Source organism: Stenotrophomonas sp. HMWF023, assembly GCF_003060985.1.
Lineage (GTDB): Bacteria > Pseudomonadota > Gammaproteobacteria > Xanthomonadales > Xanthomonadaceae > Stenotrophomonas > Stenotrophomonas lactitubi.
On sequence record NZ_QAIJ01000296.1, the window covers coordinates 13116 to 30819 of the forward strand.

Genomic DNA, 17704 nt, shown 5'->3' on the forward strand with positions numbered 1-17704 from the left:
TTGCTGCCCGGGTTTGCCTTCTCGTAGGCGGCGCCCAGCTCGCGGAAGCTCTCGGTGAGGCTGGATGCCGCCGACACGGTCAGCTCGGCTGACCACGCTGGCAGTGCAGCCAGCATCCCCAGCAACAACACACCCAGCGTCTTCATATCGGCTCCTTGGCCGTGTTCAGTCCGGTTCGGAATCCCTGGCCACGGCCAGCGCCGCCAGCCGCTCGGGTTGCAGCAGCAGCATCTCACGTTGATTGACTGCAATGACACCCTCATCGCTCAGCCGACGCAGCACCCGGCTGACCGTCTCCGGCGCCATCCGCAGGTAGTTGGCGATTTCGGTGCGGGCCATCGTCAGGTTGAAGCGGGTCGCGGAGAACCCGCGCCGTGCATAGCGCTCGGACATGTCCAGCAGAAAGGCGGCCATGCGCTCGTCGGTACGATGATTGGCCGCCAGGGTGGCGACCTTGCCGATCTCCGCGCTGAGCAGGCTGAACAGCTTGGCCTGCAACCCTGGCATGCGGGTGGCCAGCAGGCTCAGCTTGGGGAAGGAAATGCGGCACAGGTACACCGTGTCCAGCGCGACCGCGTTGCACGGAAACCGCGAGCCGTGAATGGCGTTGAGCCCGATCACCTCGCCCGGCAGCGCGAAGCCCAGCACCTGCTCGTTGCCCTGGCTGTCGTCGACGAAGGTCTTGACCATGCCCGCGCGCACCGCCGCGATCGAATCGAACGGCTCGCCCGCACGGAAAAGGTAGTCGCCGGCATGGAACGGGCCGACATGGTCCACCAGCACATGCAGCTCGCCCAGGGCGGCCTTGTCGTAGCCCTGCGACGTACACGCATCCGAGAACGCACAGGTACTGCAGAAATGCAGTGCATCGCCGTCATCGGCGGCGGCGGGATTGGGCGTTGCCCGGCCGGGGCGCAGCTGCGGGGGCGGCATCGAAGACATCACAACAACGCTCGAACGGAAGCGTCCATCATACGGCACGGCCCGCCGCCGCCCGGGCGTTGCGTGCGTCACGCCGCGGGCGAGGTCCCGTGCCGGCCCGGGCCGCGCTGACGCACGCTGTCGCGCACATCCACATCGAACTGCAGCTGCAGCGTGGTGCCGTCATCCAGGTACAGCGCAAACGCCAGGCCATCGCGGCACGGCAGGCGTCCGGCAAGATCCTCCACCGAACCGCGTGGCAGCACCAGGCGGCAATCGGTGCCGCTGTCGAGCAGCACGGCCGATTCGCCACCATGCAGCGAGACGGCCGTACCCCAGCCGCCGCTGCCGCCGAATCGGGTCAGGTTCTCCACCGTTTCACCGGCCAGCAACTGGGCCAGTTCTGCCTCGTCCAGGCGCAAGCGCATTGTCTGTTCCTGCAACTGCACCTTCATGAGACAACGCCCTCCCACTGGGTGGGGGTGTTGCAGTTGACCAGGGCGCCTTCATCGGCATGGGCCAGGCGCAGGGTCTGCGTGTCCAGCCGGTGTTGCAGGGCCTGCAGGGAACGCGGGCCGAGGGGATCGTGGATCATGGTTTCGAGGATCGTGCGGCTTTCATTGCCTACATTAAACAGCATCGGAAGCGGATGTCCCTCAACGATCGTGCAAGCGCTGTCATGTCCCGCACGCAGTTGCTGCAGCAGCGCGGGGGTCAAGCGGGGCGTATCCACCGGCACCACCCAGGCCGGGCCATCAGGCATCTCCATCGCCATGCTGTACAGGCCCCCCAGCGGCCCACAGCGCGTGATCTGGTCGGGCACGCCACCGAAGGCCGGATAGCGTCCGCTCACCCAGACACGGTCTGCCCCGGCCAGCCGCAACGTGCCGCGCATGTGCTCCAGCAGCGTGCGCCCCTGCCAGGGCAGCAGCGCCTTGTCGCGGCCCATGCGGCTGGACAGGCCACCGGCCAGCACGATGCCGGCGATGGTCGTGTTCACGCGGGAAACCCCAGTAGAGCCACGCCATGCGTGGCTGCCCCGGCCGGGCGCGACGGGAAGGCCCCATCCACGCATGGCGTGGATCTACTGCCGTCAGTGGTGCTCATGTGCCGGTTCACTGTCAGCGTGGCACAGCGTGCAGCCTTCGCTCCACTCGCTGTCGCCGTCTTCGTAATGTTCCTGTTTCCAGATCGGGCACTGGTGTTTCACTGCCTCGATCAGCTGCCGGCACGCGCGGAACGCTTCATCACGGTGCGGGCTGCCTGCGGCCACCACCACCGCCACATCGCCAATGCCCAGACGGCCCTTGGCATGTGCCACGTACAGCTTCAGCTTCGGCCCGAACGTCGCCTCGATCTCCGCCGCCAAGCGCCGGATCTCGTTCAGCACCAGCGGTTCGAACAGGTCGTAGGTGATGCCGGTCACCGGCCGCCCCACATTGAAGTCGCGTACCTTGCCGATGAACACATCGATACCGCCGAATGCCGGGTCGGACACCGCCGCGATGCCTTCGGCCGGATCGATGGCGCGCTGCGCGCGGTCCACCACTTTCGCAGTCACGTTGCTCATGGCTCAGCCCCCACTCACCGGCGGCAGGATCGCCACCTTGCCATCGGCGGGCAGCGCTTCGTGGTCACGCAGCACGCGCTGCTGGTCGGCAAAGGCCGAATAGTCCAGCAACCCGGCGCGGAAGCCGGGAAAGCGCACCGGCAACAGCTCACGCAACGCCTGGCGCAGATCGGCCACGGTGCCACCGGCCACCTCCAGCGCGATCTCGCGGCTGGCATCCAGATCGGAAAACGCACCGAACAACTGCAGATTCACCTGTTTCATCATGACTCCTGGTTCGCCAGCTGCAGCGGGTCCTGATGGCCCCAGCCCTGCACGCGCACCGGTGTGCCAGCCGTGGCAAGGTCACCCTCGCCCTCCAGCACCACCCAGGCGTTGGCCTGCAGCATGGATTTCAAACGGAACGATTCCTGGCCCGCCAGCACGCGCGCGCTCAAGCGCCCCTGTGCGTCCACTTCCACCCGCGCCCGCGCGTGGAAGCGCAGGCCCGGCGGCTTGCGCACGTCGGCCTGCAGCGGCAGCTGCAGCAGCGGCTCAGCGGCCAGGCCCAGCAGGCGACGCAGCACCGGTTCAACGAAGAAGCGCTGTCCCACTGCCGCCGACACCGGGTTGCCGGGCAGACCGAAATACAGCGCGCCATTGGGCAGCACTGCAAACAACAGCGGCTTGCCCGGGCGGATCGCCACCTTGTGGAACACGATGCGGGCGCCACGCGCGCGCAACGCATCGGGAATGAAGTCGTAGCGGCCGGCCGACACCGCACCGGTACTCACCAGCACCTGTGCTCCTGCCGCCAGCGCGTCATCCAGCACGGCATCGAAGGCAGCCACCTCATCGCCCACCGTGCCCTGCCACACCACGTCGGCACCGGCGGCCTGCAGGCGGCCGATCAGATAGGGACGGTTGCTGTCACGGATCTGTCCGGAGTCCAGCGCCTGCGCCGCTTCGGTCACCAGCTCTTTGCCGGTGGCAATGACAGCGACCTTCGGCCGTGCCACCACCGCCACCTCGGCCACGCCGATCGCATGCAGCAGGGTGCGCGCATTGATGTCCAGCGCCTGCCCGGCCTGCAGCACGCGCTCACCCTCTTCCACGTCCTGTCCACGCAGGCGCACGTTCTGGCCAGGCTTCACCGCGCTCTTCAACGCGATGCGGGTCGGTCGGCCATCCTCGCTGGCGAGGATCTCCACGTTCTCGATCGGCACCACCGTATCCAGCCCAACTGGCATGCGCGCGCCGGTCATGATTTCCCACGCGCCCTCGCCGCCCTCGGCACCGGCATCGCCTGCGGCCTGCCAGCCCTGCACCGCAAACCCGGTACCACTTTCGAACGGCGTGCCATTGGCGCGCAGCGCGAAGCCGTCCATCGCCGAATTGTCGAACGGCGGCAGCGACTGCCCGCTGATGATGTCCGTGGCCAGGATGCGACCACCCGCCTCATGCAGCGGCAGGCGCTCGGCCGGCAGCGGTGCAGCCGCTTCCATCAGGAGCTGCAGCGCTTCGCTGTAGGCAATCATGCGTGGCCACCGCCATCGACCATCGCCAATGCGTGGCCCAGCACCGGCGCCAGGATGTCCAGGCACTGCGCGGCCGCACGCGGGCTGCCCGGCAGCGCAAATACCAGCATGTCATCCAGCTGCACCACCTCGGCACGGCTCAGCCAGGCCATCGGCGTGTGCTGCGCGCTCAACGCGCGCACCATCTGCGCCAGGCCGTGCACCGGGCGCGCGTTCAACGAACGCAGCGCTTCCGGGGTCAGGTCGCGCGGGCCCAGCCCGGTGCCGCCGGTACACAGGCACAGGCGTACACCCTCGCCCGCCAGCGCACGCAGGCGGCCCGCCAGCGGTTCGACGCCATCGGGCAGTACCTCGGCAGCCACCACCTTGCCACCGAGCGCCTGCAGCCCGCTCACCAGCTTCGGGCCGGACTCGTCGGCATACGTGCCCTCGCTGGCGCGATCGCTCAGGGTGATCACCGCGCAGGCCGCACCGTGCAAGCCCTTCGGCGGACGCGGCCGGAAGCGCTCGCGCTCACTCTCGTCCATACTTCCAGGGTGCAGCCACAGGCCGCGCTTGCCGCCTTCCTTGAACAGCAGGCGGATGCCCTCGATGCGCAGTGCCGGCTCCACCGGCTTGCTCAGGTCGTACAGGGTCAGCAGTGCGGCGTTCACTCCGGCCAGTGCTTCCATCTCCACACCGGTGCGGGCCTCGCTGGCGCACTCGCACCACACGCGTATCGCCTGCCGCTCCGGCACCGGCGCGCAGTACACCTGCACCAGTTCCAGCGGCAGCGGGTGGCACAGCGGCATCAGCATCGAGGCCATCTTCGCCCCCTGCAGGCCGGCAATCTCGGCCATCACCAGCGCATCGCCCTTGGGCAGGCGGCGCTCGACAATCAGCGGGTAGGCCACCGGTCCGGCATGCAGCTCGCCCACCGCCACGGCGCGGCGGCGGGTAACGCGCTTGTCGCGCACATCGGCCATGTGGAAGGCCGCATTCAATTCGCCACTCATCGTGTTCCTCATCCTCCAATCGACGCCAGATGCGGGATCAATCCGGTCTTGCCCTGGTGCAATCCGTGCCCGGCCGCTTTCAGGCCAAGCTGTGTGGTGATGCGTGCCAGCAGCGCGTCCTGGTCGTCATCGCTCTGCAGCAGCGGGCGCAGTGGCACGCCGAACTCGCCGAACAGGCACAGCCGCAGGTCGCCCTTGGCGGTCACGCGCAGACGGTTGCAGCCCTTGCAGAAGTCACGCGAATACGGAGCGATGATGCCCACCGTGCCGCGATGCTGCGGGTGGCTGAATTCACGCGCCGGGCCGGCATCGGCCGCGCGCGGGCGCTCATGCCAACCGGCGGCCTGCAGCTGGTCGATCATGTGTTCGGCACGCAGGTGGTGCCGCTGGAAATAGGCTTCGTTGTCGCCGGTACGCATCAGTTCGATGAAGCGCACGCTGAAGGGACGGTCGCGCAGGAAATCCGTCCACTGCGGCAGCTCGTCGTCGTTCAAGCCGCGCAGCAGCACTGCATTGAGCTTGATGGCCGGCAGGCCCAGTGCCTGCGCCATCTCCAGCCCCTGCTGGATTTCCGGCAGGCGGTCGTGGCCGGTGATGGTGCTGAAGCGCTCGCGCTGCAGGCTGTCCATGCTCACGTTCAGCGCGGTCAGGCCGGCCCGGTGCCAGCCCGGCAGGCGGCGCGGCAGCAGCGTGCCGTTGGTGGTGATGGCCACCTTGCGGATGCCCGGCACGGCCGCCACCGTGGCGATGATCTCGTCCAGGTCCTTGCGCAGGCTGGGCTCGCCACCGGTCAGGCGGATCTTGGTCATCCCCAGCATGGCAAACGCGCGCACCAGGCGCGCGATCTCGTCCACCGCCAGGAAGCGCGGGCGGCCGTCGGCCTGGTAGCCATCGGGCAGGCAGTAGCTGCAACGGAAGTTGCAGGCCTCGGTCAATGACAGACGCAGATACGGGAAGCGGCGTCCGAACCCGTCGGTGAGTTGGCTCATGGCTGTTTCACTCCTGACCCCACCATGCCGCTGGGCGCCTGAACAGGTTGTCGACCCGAGCACTCAGAGTGCGCCGGGGCGCTGAAAGCGTCAACCCGGAGCCCTGACTCCGAATGCACCGATTGGTAGGGCCGTCAGCCCTGTCGTTTTCGAACCGCCTGCCGTCCCCCACTCCTTCACCCAACCACGACACCTGTCGCAGATTGCCTGGTCGCGGCGGATCATCGCGGCAACCAGCACTGCCGATACTTAACAGCGTGGTTCAATGCCGAAAGCGTCTTCAATCGCGAGCTATTTACAACTCGTCTGATTGGCATTGCACAGCGACGCGGGCTCAGATGGCATGCCACCGAAAACGGGTGGCCGGGCTTCGAATCCCGTGTTGGTCCTGAGTGATTGCGCTTGCCAGTCGGCGTCCACATTCCGTGGCGCCGGCTGGCAATCCGTCTGCCGGCTATGGCGGGCGGTGCGTGGGGGCGTTCGCGCCCGCCGGCTTGGGATCAACCCGGATTCGAACCACGTACCGTCCGCCACCTCTTGCGTGGCGGCTACCGATTGCCTTGCACGGAGCCTTGCCATGAACGGATCTGATCTTCCCCATCTGCACGCCTACAGTGACCCAGCCAACGCCGAAGACGCGCCGGAAACTGCGCGCACCGCGGATGCGAACACCCTGATTGCCAACCTGAAACGTATCGGCAAAGGTGCAGCAGCCGATGGGCAGCCCTGGCCGGAGCGGCATCAATTGCCCGGGCGCTGCATGGCGCTGGCCGATGCCGATTGCGCGTTGTCCGGGTTGAGAGTGGTGCAGGAGGTGCTGCTGGCGGCAGAGCGGACCCGGCAGAACGGCGAGCCCGAAGACTATGTGGGGGACCGGGTGATGGAAGGGCTGATGCTGGCGTGCCTGGCGCTGAGTGCGCAGGCTGTGGGGCGGTTGCAGGTGGAGGGGTGAACGCTTCTACCGGTGTCGTCTCTGGCCTCATTTCGGCCCGGCATTTACCCGCATAAACGCGACGCCCTTCTCATTACCTCCCGTGCTATGGCCACTCCAGACTGCCGTGCGCCCCATCCTTCTGGCGGCACGACAATGCTGGCAAAGGCAATCAGGGCAATTGAATCGCTCGCCCTTTCAGAGTTGCGCAGACGGAGGCATCAGAAGACCAATGCAGAATTTCAAGAGCACCTTGGCGTTGCTCGTGGCCACCGGTTGCAGCGTGGCCCCAAACATGGCGCACGCGTTCCAGCTGGTCAGAGAAGAGGCCGATGTCAGACTCATAGATGGCACACCCGCGATCTGCATCCCGCAAAAAGCGAAGCGGTCGTTCCCGGTGGCCAACTTGCTACTGATGGAGCACTACACACTCCAACACGAAAGCTGGGCCATCAGCCTGAAGGACGACGCCAAGCCGACGAAGCTAAGGCCTGGCAATTGCATTTCATACGGCTCAACGCCAGACGGCTACGAGCGGGATGGGCCCGAAGACAACAGGGAGAATGTTCAATTGAAATTGAACACAACCTACTACTTTCAAGCAATCCGACACATTCCAAATCTCTGGTACCTTCATACCGCAATCTATGAAGCCACATTCTGCCTCAAGACGGATGCCGACGGAGCTCTCAGCATTCAGAAGAAATCAGCATGCCCGGACTACAGCAGATGAAATTTCCCATCCCAGCATCAATCCTCGCCCTCTTGCTTCTCAGCGGCTGCCGCCATACCCCGGGCAGGGAGTTACCGGACCGAGGCTTGTCGCCCACCACCGATGCAGGCGTGGTCAATGTGACCATCAAGGTCCCCACGGAGCTCGATACGATGGAAATGCGAGTCATGTACCGATCAAAGACTTGCATCTTCACCGATCATACTGCTTCCGGAATTCCCTATGATCGAGATGGCTATCAGCGGATGGACTTGAAACCCATCCAGCAGGAGCAGAGCAGACTGTACGAGGCCAAAGTGCCGGTGGATGGAGGTGGCAGCTGCAACTGGACGCTGAGCAATATCACCTTCGGTGCGGAGTACAGAGACACCTCCGCGTTTGGCGAGGGCATTGAATCCGGCCGTCCTGCCGGCATGATTGTCATTTTTGATGACAACAGTTCGCCTCACGGCAGCTGGGATTTCAAAGTCGACGGGGATCTGACGGTTGTACGGGACTACTACCCATGGTTCAACGAGTCGTTCCTTGGAGGCCATGGAAAGTCCATCAGCCTGACCACGAACGGACATTTTTACCTTATGTACAAGGCACCTCATGCCCGCAGCATCTATTTCGAACCCGTTCTTCATTCAAACTTCTTGACCCGGTCAGTTGGACCCAAGGTCAAGCAATCGGGTAACCGAACCATCTTCTACTACCCCGATGGCAGTAGTTCGTTCGAAACTTACACCAAGCCGAATCACGCGAAATTACAGGCCATCCGGATGGCCGCTGAAGCACAGCATTAGGTTGGAACATTGGCACACTGTGGCCGATGGCCAATCGCTGTCGAAGCTGCATCAACTAGCCGGGTGCTACCTGGCCCTTGCCGATGCCGATTGCGCGTTGAGGGGATTGCGGGTCGTGCTGGAAAGGCCGCTGGCGGTGGAACGCATCCGTCAGGATGGCGAACCCGAAGAATACGTAGGCGACCGAGTGATGGAGTACTTGGTCATGGAACGCCCTTCATTGGCGACCATTTTCAGCAAGCCTCAGTGATCGCTGAAAGCGCCCCTCAGATCGACGTCGATGATCGGCGAGAAGTCCATTTTCCACAGTTCGAGCTCGAAGAGCTGATCGTGATCGTCCAGGCACAGAGTGGCTCTCACCGGCACGCCGTCGGCATCGGCAAGCATTCCGGCGGTAATTTCACAGCCTAAGACCTGAGTCGTGCTGGACGGGAACAACACGCCCCCGAACCCGACGACATCCACGCCCGCCACCTGGGCGAGCAGGAGATCCTTCAACAATCGTTCGGACAGTTCGTACCTATTAGGCAGCCTCTGGATGAGGGGCATCTCGCCGGAGATTAGGAATCTGGGCATCGGACGTCCTTCTTTCCGGACAGAGCAACAAGAAAGATCAGAACAAGGGCGATGCATACCGCCAGGTTGAACAAGAGGATGGGGCGTATGGCGAGGTAGAGCTCACCAACTCCCACAGAATAAGAACCATGATTGGACTGCGAGCCCAGCGCTCTTGCAATGATCTGAATCCACACAAGCGAAGCTATCTGAACCGCAATAATTCCAATCGCGGAGAAGAGCCGTCTGGTGGGAGTTCTGCCGACCATTGCGAAATACGCGAGCGCCGAGAGAGCCGCATAGAATCCAACCAACACCCAAGTCATCGCCCCTCCCCTGCGAAAGCAACAGCGCCCACGCACTCCGTGCTCACTGGGCTTTGATCAGGCCTTCCCTCGCACGCGAAAGCCAATGTGCTTCGCCTTGGCAAACGGTGGTCCATACTCCCTTCCGCATCTGGCATGAACCCAACCATGCCGCCCCGCATCGAAGCGATCTCGTGCAGCGCTTCCTCCATGCCCGTATCGCTCAACGGGCACCACTGCTGCAGCAACAGGATGCGCAGCATCGTCTCTATCAAATACGGAGGTTGGCCCACGCAACCTGAGCGCGGATAGTGCGGCTCGATCTCAGCCAGTAGCGCCTTCCACGGCATTACCTGCTCCATCTCGGAAAGCAAGATCTCGCGCCGGCTCCGCTTGCGCTTGCCCAGCCCTCGTCATCACCAAATGTCAAATGCATGGACAGCTACTCAACATCTGCCGCCATTGTCTCTCAGCTGGAAGGCCAGAGCTCGGCACTACCGAAGTAGTTGTTCAGAGCATCCCTGAGTGGCTGACGGCTGCCCACGAAACCCTGGGCGACTCAGTCAGACGTTTCACCTCGGCCTTCAACCGACGCACCTCAGCTGAGTCCTTGGGCGTCGGCAACATCGACCCCTCTGGTGTGCCCGCCAAGGCCTCGCGCTTTGCCTTGCGGAGCCACTGGTAAAGGCTGTGGGATGAGACCCCCAGCCGCTTGGCAACCTCGGCTATAGCAAAGCCTCTTTCGGTAACCTGCTTGACCGCCTCGGCCTTGAACTCATCCGTGTACTGCTTGCTTGCCATAGACACCTCTCTCGCTTCCATTGATTATGGCTCTGAGATGTCTACGAAATCCTGGCCGGTCCAGGTCGTACTCTCGCTGATTGTTGTAGAACAGCCCACTCGCATCCGTCGCCTGCTGCCCTGGGAAGCGCAGCGAGAGCTCAAAAGCTACGCCGCGGCGTCAGCCAGCATCTCACGGACGAGAGGCATTCCTGCCAGTTCTTCGCCCACTCTCCTTTCCGCCACAGGTTCTCTTGAGCTTCAACCACGCAGCGCAGAAAGAAAGTGCCCCAACAGCCCAGCTGCCAAGTAGCAGCGATACCGGGACGTCCCAAAGAGCAGCAATGGCCCCATATCTTTCGAAGCTGACAACGAGCCGCTGAAAGCCATCAACAATTACCAAATTTGAAAGCGTAATGGCGAAAGTCCCGCCTACCACCCCGGCGGCGGCCCCGATCCCAGCAACCGCGAGTACCGTCCATTCTTTGCGAATCAATGCAAAGCCATAGAATGCGAAAGACAGAATTAACGAAATCAGCACGACGTATGGAATCCGCATTCCCTCAATCTTCACAAATGCCGCAATCCATCTCCATGCCGCAATGTTGATAACAACACAAAGCATGAAACAAACTGAAGATGCCACCAACCTGTCTTTCACTTGACCGGGCATTCGGCCTCCTTCGCCATATCATTCAGGACACCAGGACGGAACGTTTGACTGATACCACACATTCCACTCAACGCACCCGACACAGAGGCTGCACACCCGAAACCACGAGGATCACCCCATTCCTCTGCATTCTGAACCAGAGTAGCTTCCTGCTCCGGCGTCAGGTGAATAACGGTGAACTCAACACGGCTTCCAGTCGCGCGCTGATACCTGCTGTATCCAGCCAAGCTAGCATCATCCCCCTCGAAAAGCCCACCAGTTCCCCGACGTCCACCGGGCGCGTACGAACCTGCTGGATCGTATAGGAAGTCGGGTTGTCCGGGCCTTGCGACATGGATCGCAGAGTGACTCCCAATTCCAAAATCGTAGGTGGTTATCAAGGTGGTCTTCAGCCCCCTCGGATCGGTGAAACTTATCGGCCTTGAAAATACATAAGCGTATGTATTCACACCAGAATTCAACCCAATCGGATCACTCTGGGAATAGCGCCCCACTGCAGGGTCGTATTCCCGCTGGTAGTTGTAGAACAGCCCACTCGCATCCGTCGACTGCTGCCCGGGGAAGCGCAGCGCCAAGTCGAACGCCACGCCATCGCCATCCGGATCAGCACTAGGAATCTGATCACCGAACACTTCGCTCTTGTTGCTCCACTCCCAGATCGCGACATCGCGCGCAGAGTCGATCACAACACGCGGCGTACCCAGATGATCCGGCTGGACGTAGGCCAGCTCCGGCACGCCGCTGCTCGGCAGATTGATCAACCCCACCGGATAGTTGTCCAGCCAGATGGCCTGCTGCTGCACCTGGCCCGTGGCCGAGTAGTTGCCCAACCACTGCCCTGCTTCGTCGTACAACGTGATCTGAGCCGCACCACCGGCCGGGGTACGCAGCACGCGCTCGCCGCGATGGTTGTAGGCGTAGCTCTCCAGTGTGGCGTTGCCCTGCTTCACCGCGTTCATGCGGTTGGCATCGTTGTAGTTGAACGCCTTGCTGCCGATGCTGGTGGTGTTGCCCACTGCGTCATGGTTGCGCGCTTCGCCATCCACTGCAGTCAGCCGGTGGCTGGTGGCCGGATAGGTGTAGCTGGCGGTCCCTGCCGACGTGATCAGCGAGGTGCGGTTGCCGGTGGCATCGTAGCCGTAGGTTTCAATCGGCGTGCCGGTCGTACCGTCCTGGGTCTGGGTCAGGCGGCCGAGCGCGTCATAAGCGTACTTGGCCAGCACTTCGGACCCTGCGCCGTTCTTCAGCTCGGTGATCGAACCCACCGGATCATAGCCATAGCTCAGGGACAGGCCGCCTGCGGCCGGGTCATGCACGGCCTGCGGGCGGTAGTCCAGGTCCAGCGGGCGCTGCAACTGGCGACCATTGCCGTAGGTCCAACCGGTCGCCGGGCCGAAGGCCGCATAGATCACGTTGTTCACCACGATCTGGCGCGGCTGGCCGGTGCGCGTCAGGCCAATCTGGCTGACACGGCCCTGGGTGTCACGTACGTAGTCGGCCACGCTGCCGTCCGGGTAGGTCAACGCGGTCAGACGACCGGACTTGCTGTAGGCGTAGCGCAGCGTACTGGCGACACCGTTGACGGTCTGCACCTTGCGGGTGATCTGGCCGAAGCGGTCATGGCAGTACTGGGTGCTGCCATTCGCGTGCAACACCTGCCCCAGGCGCCCCTTGGCAAAGCGCTCGTCGGCGGCGCAGGCAGCCGGTGCCACGTCATAGCTATAGCCCACATCCAGATTGGGGTCTGGGTAGGCGATGCCGATCAGGCGGTTGAGCGCGTCGTAGCTGTAGGTAGCGGTGATGCCCCGCGCATCGGTGGCGGTCTTGCGGTTGCCAGCCACATCAACGGTGAAGCTGCTGGCGCCACTGTCCGGGCTGACCTGCCCGGTCAGATCGCCAAAGCCGTTGTAGGCGTAGGTGGTGTGCAGGCCCTTCGGGTCGGTTACCTGGGTGACCTGGTCCAGCGCGTTGTACTGGCTGCGGATTTCCGCAGCAACACCGCCGACGTCCTGCAGGGTCCGCGCCAGCCGGTTCAGCGGATCGTACTGCTGGCTGGTGACGCGCTGCAGGGCGTCGGTCACCGTCTGCGGGTTGCCGTTTGCATCGTAGGTGAAGCCGGTGGCGTGGTTGCCGGCGTCCTTCAGAACCGTTAGCTGGCCAATGGTGTTGAAGGTACGTGCCAGGGTGCGGCGCAGGGTACCGCCCGCATCCAGGGTGTCCTCCTTCAGTCGATTGCCGGCATTGTCCAGCGTGTAGTGAATGGTATTGCCCGCGTTGTCCTCGATATCAGTCAGTCGCAGTGCTGCGTCGTACACGTAGGTCACGCTGCCGCCATCGGGCTCGGTGATCTGCTGCACCTGGCCGGTGGGCCAGTAGCTGATCTGGGTGGATCGATCCTCGGCGGTGGTGGCGCCGCGTACGGTCACCGAGGTGGGCCAGCCACGAGCGTGGTAGGCGTAGTCGGTGACGACGCCATTGGCATCCTTCACCGACAACGGTCGCCCGTAGGCGTCGTAGGCCAACGTCTCCACCGTCTGACCGAGTGCATTGGTGACGCTGCGCAGGTCGCCCTTGCGATAGGTGCAGGCCCCATTGGTCGCGCATCCTGCGTCGTCTGCGACGTAGTAGGCGTAGGTGCTGACGTCGGCCACGTCGGTGCGCGCGCCATCCACGCTCTTCAGCAGCCCCTCCACGGGGCAACTGCCCGCTGCGGCCACATCCGCAGCCTCGCAATAGGTATATGTGGTCGTACGAGTCTGCCCGGAAGCCAGGTCCTTCAGGGTCACGCTCATCGGTTGTCGGCGCGGGTTGTAGGCGGTACGCGTCTCACGCTGAGCGATGGTCGTCGCCAGCACCGCGTTGGTCACACTGTCGCGCGTGGTCTGCACAACACGCTGCTCAGGCAGGCCGACCGCATCGGTGATGGTATGGGTGTTGACCGGTCGGCCCGTCACCGCGTCGACGCCTTCGCTGTAAGTGTGCTTGGTCTGGACGCCGCGCCGGTCCGTATAGGTATCCAGACGCCGGCGGAAATCGACCGCGCCATCATAGTAAGTGCGGCTGACCGAACCCTGGGCATCGGTCGTGCCCGACACCTTGCGGGGAGGAGCGCTGTCGCCACCGGGCGTCAGCGTGTAATCGGTCTGATGGCCCAATGCATCGGTGACCACCGCACCGCCATTGGGGCTGTAGGCAAGGGTTACGCCATCAGCGCCACCCGCGTGCTGGCTCGAAATGACGCGACCGATGGTGTCATAGGTAAAGGTGCTGTAGCGGCGCCCATCCTCGGCGGTAATGCCGGTCAGATGCTGGGGGAAATCCAGATTCTCGTAGTGATAGGTGCGCACCCCGCCGCCCGCGTACGTGACGGTAGCGACCTGCCCATGCGCGGTATAGGTATAGCTCGCCTGCGGTACGCCCGCGACCAGAACGGAGCTGATCAGGGCTTCGTAGTCGTTGGACTGGTAGACGACTTCAAGCGTACGGCCGCTGCTGTGCACAACGGCAGCGAGGCGCTGGCTATCGTCATAGACGAAGGTGAGCGAGGTGCCGTCCACAAAGCGCTTCGCGGCGAGCCGGCCCGCATCGTCGAATGTCGAAATGGCGTCGGACGCGTACAGCGTCCAGTTCCCATTCTGGACCAGGCGATCGCCACTGCTGTCAGCAGCCTCGTAGACCTGGCCGATCTTCTTGAAGGCGCGCTGGAAACCGGTGGCTTCAACGATGCCTGCGCCACCCGCCCCATCCAGTGCCAGTTGCGCTCCAAGCGAATGTGTCCAGCCGTGGCCGAAGCCTCCGGACGAGGTGGATATTCCCGAATGGTAATAGCGCGTCAGTGCGATCCAGCCCAGATCGAAGTCCTGCGCGATCTCGTACTTCTCGCCGGTCTTTACGTCGCAGGGGTTGCCTACCGCTCCAGTGCACGGAGGCTCCTGCGATGCCGAAGTGCTGGAGGGGTTCGGGCTCATGCCACTCATGGCGCCGTTACCCGAGGTCGGGCAGTTGCCATTCCCGCCATCCTTGTCGCACTGCGTCGTCTTGGAGGTAATGGTTGCTACGAACTCTTCGCTGACGCAGGCTTCGTACTTGTTGGACCACTGGGTGAAGGGGACCGGGCAATTTAGGCGCCGAGTCCGCGTCATCTGCGCATCGCTTGGATAGGGCGTGCACGGCGACTCGGCTGTGTTGTCGCCGGTCATGTATATCACTTCAAATTCACGTGTCTCGATGGTTCCTTCCATGTCCGGGCTGAGCGCATACCACTCGCTTGTAGGCGTGACGGCTGCACCCGGGCATACTGGATTGAATGCCTTGATATAAGCGAGATAGGAAGCGACCATCGCCTCTTCGGTTGGGAACATATCGGTACTGAGATACGACCATTCAGGATCGGAAGGCTGGGACTTTCCCATCCAGTAGGTAATTGAAGTATTACCTTCCAGGTCGACCACGGTGGACTTGATCGAATTGACGGATTTCCAACCAATCTGGAACTCCGGCGGGAACGGACTCGGCGCGGGCAGGCTCTGGATCGCCTGCACCGCTGCCTGCTGGGTCTTGTACTGGGTCGAATTTCCGCCTGGCTGCGAGATGCGCCAGGTTTTTTTGCTTTCCTGCGCCTGCGCGGCAAGAGGGGCCGCGCAGCCAAGCGCGACCATCGTCAGCGCCACACATGCCAGCTTCATTGTCCGTCCGAACATCCGTGTTCTCCTTCCTGGGCGAATACCGCGCCGGGAGGGACGAAGGCGCACAGGCGGATCACCGCCCTGTCGCGCCCTGCTTCGGATCGTCCCTGTTCCGGAATGCGGCCATGCCGCACGGGGCAGTTATCGCGCAAGCCCATTACATAATCAAGTCAAGCCGTGGGATGTCGGTCACGATTGTCGATATCGGCAACGACCCTGCCTTGGTGATCAGAGTACCCCCCAAACTGCTTCCAGTCTTCATTAGTGCTAGCGTGCACCGTCAAGCCAGTGATGCAAGGATGCGCTGCAGGATCGTCTATGACCCCGACATTACCTCCATTTTCAGACCGCATGAGGCTGCTCCTCCTCTTCGCACTCTGCTTGATACTCACCTCCTGCGATCTGGATCTGGTGATGGACAGTTCTTTCGCCACGAAGCAGGAAGCCGTCGACGCCGAGATGATTGCCAAGGGCTGGATTCCCGCGTGGGTGCCCGAGGAGGCGACCGACCTGCGCGAGGTGCACGACCTCGATTCAAACGTGAGCGCGCTTGCCTTCAGCAAACCACGCAGCAAGCAGTTGTTGTTGCCGCCCGGTTGCCGGCCCGTCAACCACAGCGCTACCCAGCCGGCGCTGTTCAATCGAAGCTGGTGGCCGAGTGAGACCGCTCTAAAGCGCTCCTATACCTTCTTTCGTTGCGAGCCCGAATTCGGCAAGTCGATCTTCGTCGCAACAAGCAGCACAGGCAATCGCGTGCTCTTCTGGCGCACGTACGCTCGCTGATGCGCATGCCCGCCCTCCCCTTCAACCCGACACTAAAGATGCACATTCCAGGAACGGTCCTCACCACCCTCGCGCTTTGCCTGTTGCCCTGCCTTCCGGCTTGCGCAGAGCAAAGCACGCCTGCCGATGTGGAAGCGATCGAACAGGTGATCGAGTCCTTCCGCACCTCGCTGATCAACAAGGACAAACCGACCTACATGAGCTTATTCTCCTCGGATAGACCGGAAGACATCGGCTGGCAGTTCGTGTCCGAAGACCGGCGATTGGCGGACATCCGCAGGGCCAAGCCCGATGCGATCAAGGCACGAAAGATCCCATCGAACAACTTCATTTCGCTCATCGATGAGGCCGTGGCCACTGCAGAACCACGAGAGGAGAAGTTCTTCAATACGAAAATCGACACAGACGGCGATGTGGCATCTGTGTCGTTCGATTACAGCTTCCACGCCAACGGTGCGAAACAAAACTGGGGCAGGGAAATGTGGCAACTGGTCCGCACCGAGCAGGGCTGGAAGATATTTTCAGTGATCTATTCGATACGCGACAAACGCAGTCTTGGGGAGAGCTGATACTCCGTTTCAGCCAGTCAACGTCAACCGCCACGAGCAGCAGAATCCTGATTCCGCAGCCGCGCCGCAAAATACCGCGTAGGCGACTGCCCCAGCGCTTTCTTGAACATCGTGATGAATGCTGTCACCGACTCGTAGCCCAGGCTTTCAGAAACCCGCTGCACCGCCGCGCCACCTGCAAGCTCGCGAATCGCAACGAGCAGATGCAGCTGTTGCCGCCAGCGTCCGAACGATAAACCGGTTTCCCGATCAATCAGGCGCGTCAACGTGCGCTCGCCCAGTGCCAGGCGTTTGGCCCATTCACTGATGGTGCTGCGGTCGGCCGGATTGGCCGACAGCGCCGCAGCCAGCGCACGGATCTTGGGGTGATCGCTCACCGGCAGGTACAACCGCTCGGCCGGCATCTCCACCAGTTCGTCCAGCAGCACCCGCGCCAGCCGCTCGACGTGCCCGCCGCGCGGGTAGTCCTGCGGCACATCGGCCAGGTGCAGGATCATCTCGCGCACCATCGGTGAGATCGACAGCGTCACGCAGTGCAGTGGCAGGTCGACAACGCCCGGCTCGACGAACAGATAGCACAGGCGGGCGTTGGCGGTGGCCCGGTTGCTGTGTGGCATGCTGCCCGGAATCCACACGCCGCACTGCGGCGGCACGATCCACAGCGCATTGGCCACCTCGCAGGTCACCGCGCCATGAAGTGCCAGGATCAGCTGTCCCTTGCGGTGGTCATGCACTGGAATCTCGGCATCGTGGTCGGCCACCTGCAGGCGGCTGGCCACTGCCGGCCGATCCGTCGCGTCCGGGTCCAGATCAAAGCCAGGCAGTGAAATGCGAGTCATTCTCGATGACCGGATTCAGCGATAGACTGACATTCTAGCGAAATTCGGCGGCGGGGCTCGCTGAATACGAT

At 62.9% G+C, this 17704-nt stretch carries 17 protein-coding genes and 4 pseudogenes; 6 read left to right on the forward strand and 15 right to left on the reverse strand.

All coding sequences use genetic code 11. The annotated features are described in order from the left end of the window. The 9 genes and pseudogenes from DBR20_RS23410 to moaA all read right to left on the reverse strand — a co-directional run. Nucleotides 1–146 (reverse strand): annotated as a pseudogene (locus tag DBR20_RS23410) (molybdate ABC transporter substrate-binding protein); the annotation flags it as partial. A 19-nt stretch (nt 147–165) separates the two neighbouring features. Beyond that, the gene (locus tag DBR20_RS17070) at nt 166–942 is read right to left on the reverse strand and encodes a helix-turn-helix domain-containing protein (RefSeq protein WP_100465591.1); all 777 of its coding nucleotides are present in this window, start codon (nt 940–942) and stop codon (nt 166–168) included. Nucleotides 943–1010: 68 nt separating this feature from the next. Next, nucleotides 1011–1376, reverse strand: a complete 366-nt coding sequence (locus tag DBR20_RS17075; protein ID WP_108267147.1) for a hypothetical protein — start codon at nt 1374–1376, stop codon at nt 1011–1013. Continuing rightward, on the reverse strand, nt 1373–1921 hold the full coding sequence (locus DBR20_RS17080) for a molybdenum cofactor guanylyltransferase (RefSeq protein ID WP_258223409.1): 549 nt from the start codon (nt 1919–1921) through the stop codon (nt 1373–1375). The genes DBR20_RS17075 and DBR20_RS17080 overlap by 4 nt, the downstream gene beginning before the upstream one ends. 93 nt (nt 1922–2014) lie before the next feature. Further along, the gene (locus DBR20_RS17085) at nt 2015–2491 is read right to left on the reverse strand and encodes a molybdenum cofactor biosynthesis protein MoaE (protein ID WP_108267151.1); all 477 of its coding nucleotides are present in this window, start codon (nt 2489–2491) and stop codon (nt 2015–2017) included. Between the two features lie 3 nt (nt 2492–2494). After that, a complete protein-coding gene (locus DBR20_RS17090) occupies nt 2495–2755 on the reverse strand; it encodes a MoaD/ThiS family protein (protein WP_049463966.1) in 261 nt (86 codons plus the stop codon). Then, nucleotides 2755–4008: a gephyrin-like molybdotransferase Glp gene (gene glp / locus DBR20_RS17095; RefSeq protein WP_108267153.1), complete on the reverse strand. Its 1254-nt coding sequence runs from the start codon at nt 4006–4008 to the stop codon at nt 2755–2757. The genes DBR20_RS17090 and glp overlap by 1 nt, the downstream gene beginning before the upstream one ends. Further along, nucleotides 4005–5003 carry a bifunctional molybdenum cofactor biosynthesis protein MoaC/MoaB gene (moaCB, locus tag DBR20_RS17100; RefSeq protein ID WP_108267155.1) on the reverse strand — a complete coding sequence of 333 codons (999 nt, stop codon included), beginning with the start codon at nt 5001–5003 and terminating at the stop codon, nt 4005–4007. Before moaCB ends, glp begins: the two co-directional genes overlap by 4 nt. Nucleotides 5004–5011: 8 nt before the next feature. Continuing rightward, nucleotides 5012–5992, reverse strand: coding sequence for a GTP 3',8-cyclase MoaA (moaA, locus tag DBR20_RS17105; RefSeq protein ID WP_108267157.1), 981 nt, complete (start codon nt 5990–5992; stop codon nt 5012–5014). Between the two features lie 577 nt (nt 5993–6569). On the opposite strand from moaA, the gene DBR20_RS17110 reads away from it, so the two are divergent. The 4 genes and pseudogenes from DBR20_RS17110 to DBR20_RS17125 all read left to right on the forward strand — a co-directional run. Continuing rightward, on the forward strand, nt 6570–6944 hold the full coding sequence (locus tag DBR20_RS17110) for a hypothetical protein (protein ID WP_108267159.1): 375 nt from the start codon (nt 6570–6572) through the stop codon (nt 6942–6944). 211 nt (nt 6945–7155) lie between these two features. Then, nucleotides 7156–7656, forward strand: a complete 501-nt coding sequence (locus tag DBR20_RS17115) for a hypothetical protein (RefSeq protein WP_108267161.1) — start codon at nt 7156–7158, stop codon at nt 7654–7656. Then, complete coding sequence (locus tag DBR20_RS17120) at nt 7653–8444, forward strand: hypothetical protein (protein WP_108267163.1); 792 nt, start codon at nt 7653–7655, stop codon at nt 8442–8444. Before DBR20_RS17115 ends, DBR20_RS17120 begins: the two co-directional genes overlap by 4 nt. A gap of 22 nt (nt 8445–8466) precedes the next feature. After that, nucleotides 8467–8694: pseudogene (locus DBR20_RS17125) on the forward strand (hypothetical protein); the annotation flags it as partial. On the opposite strand, the gene DBR20_RS17130 reads toward DBR20_RS17125, so the two are convergent. The 5 genes and pseudogenes from DBR20_RS17130 to DBR20_RS17155 form a co-directional block, all read right to left on the reverse strand. Next, nucleotides 8688–8942, reverse strand: a complete 255-nt coding sequence (locus tag DBR20_RS17130) for a hypothetical protein (RefSeq protein WP_258223410.1) — start codon at nt 8940–8942, stop codon at nt 8688–8690. The pseudogene DBR20_RS17125 and the gene DBR20_RS17130 overlap by 7 nt on opposite strands. A 538-nt stretch (nt 8943–9480) precedes the next feature. Further along, nucleotides 9481–9740, reverse strand: a pseudogene (locus DBR20_RS23790) (transposase); the annotation flags it as partial. 122 nt (nt 9741–9862) lie between these two features. Beyond that, nucleotides 9863–10105: pseudogene (locus tag DBR20_RS17145) on the reverse strand (transposase); the annotation flags it as partial. A gap of 172 nt (nt 10106–10277) precedes the next feature. After that, entirely contained in the window at nt 10278–10757 is a 480-nt protein-coding gene (locus DBR20_RS21955; RefSeq protein WP_146187042.1) for a hypothetical protein, read from the reverse strand. Next, nucleotides 10742–15457, reverse strand: coding sequence for an RHS repeat-associated core domain-containing protein (locus tag DBR20_RS17155; RefSeq protein ID WP_108267173.1), 4716 nt, complete (start codon nt 15455–15457; stop codon nt 10742–10744). The genes DBR20_RS21955 and DBR20_RS17155 overlap by 16 nt, the downstream gene beginning before the upstream one ends. A gap of 399 nt (nt 15458–15856) precedes the next feature. Between DBR20_RS17155 and DBR20_RS17160 the strand changes: the two genes are divergently transcribed. Beyond that, on the forward strand, nt 15857–16225 hold the full coding sequence (locus tag DBR20_RS17160) for a hypothetical protein (protein WP_258223411.1): 369 nt from the start codon (nt 15857–15859) through the stop codon (nt 16223–16225). Between the two features lie 38 nt (nt 16226–16263). Beyond that, nucleotides 16264–16794: a nuclear transport factor 2 family protein gene (locus DBR20_RS17165; protein ID WP_108267183.1), complete on the forward strand. Its 531-nt coding sequence runs from the start codon at nt 16264–16266 to the stop codon at nt 16792–16794. Between the two features lie 23 nt (nt 16795–16817). On the opposite strand, the gene DBR20_RS17170 is transcribed toward DBR20_RS17165, so the two are convergent. Continuing rightward, nucleotides 16818–17633, reverse strand: coding sequence for a helix-turn-helix transcriptional regulator (locus DBR20_RS17170; protein WP_108267175.1), 816 nt, complete (start codon nt 17631–17633; stop codon nt 16818–16820). Nucleotides 17634–17704 lie beyond the last annotated feature (71 nt).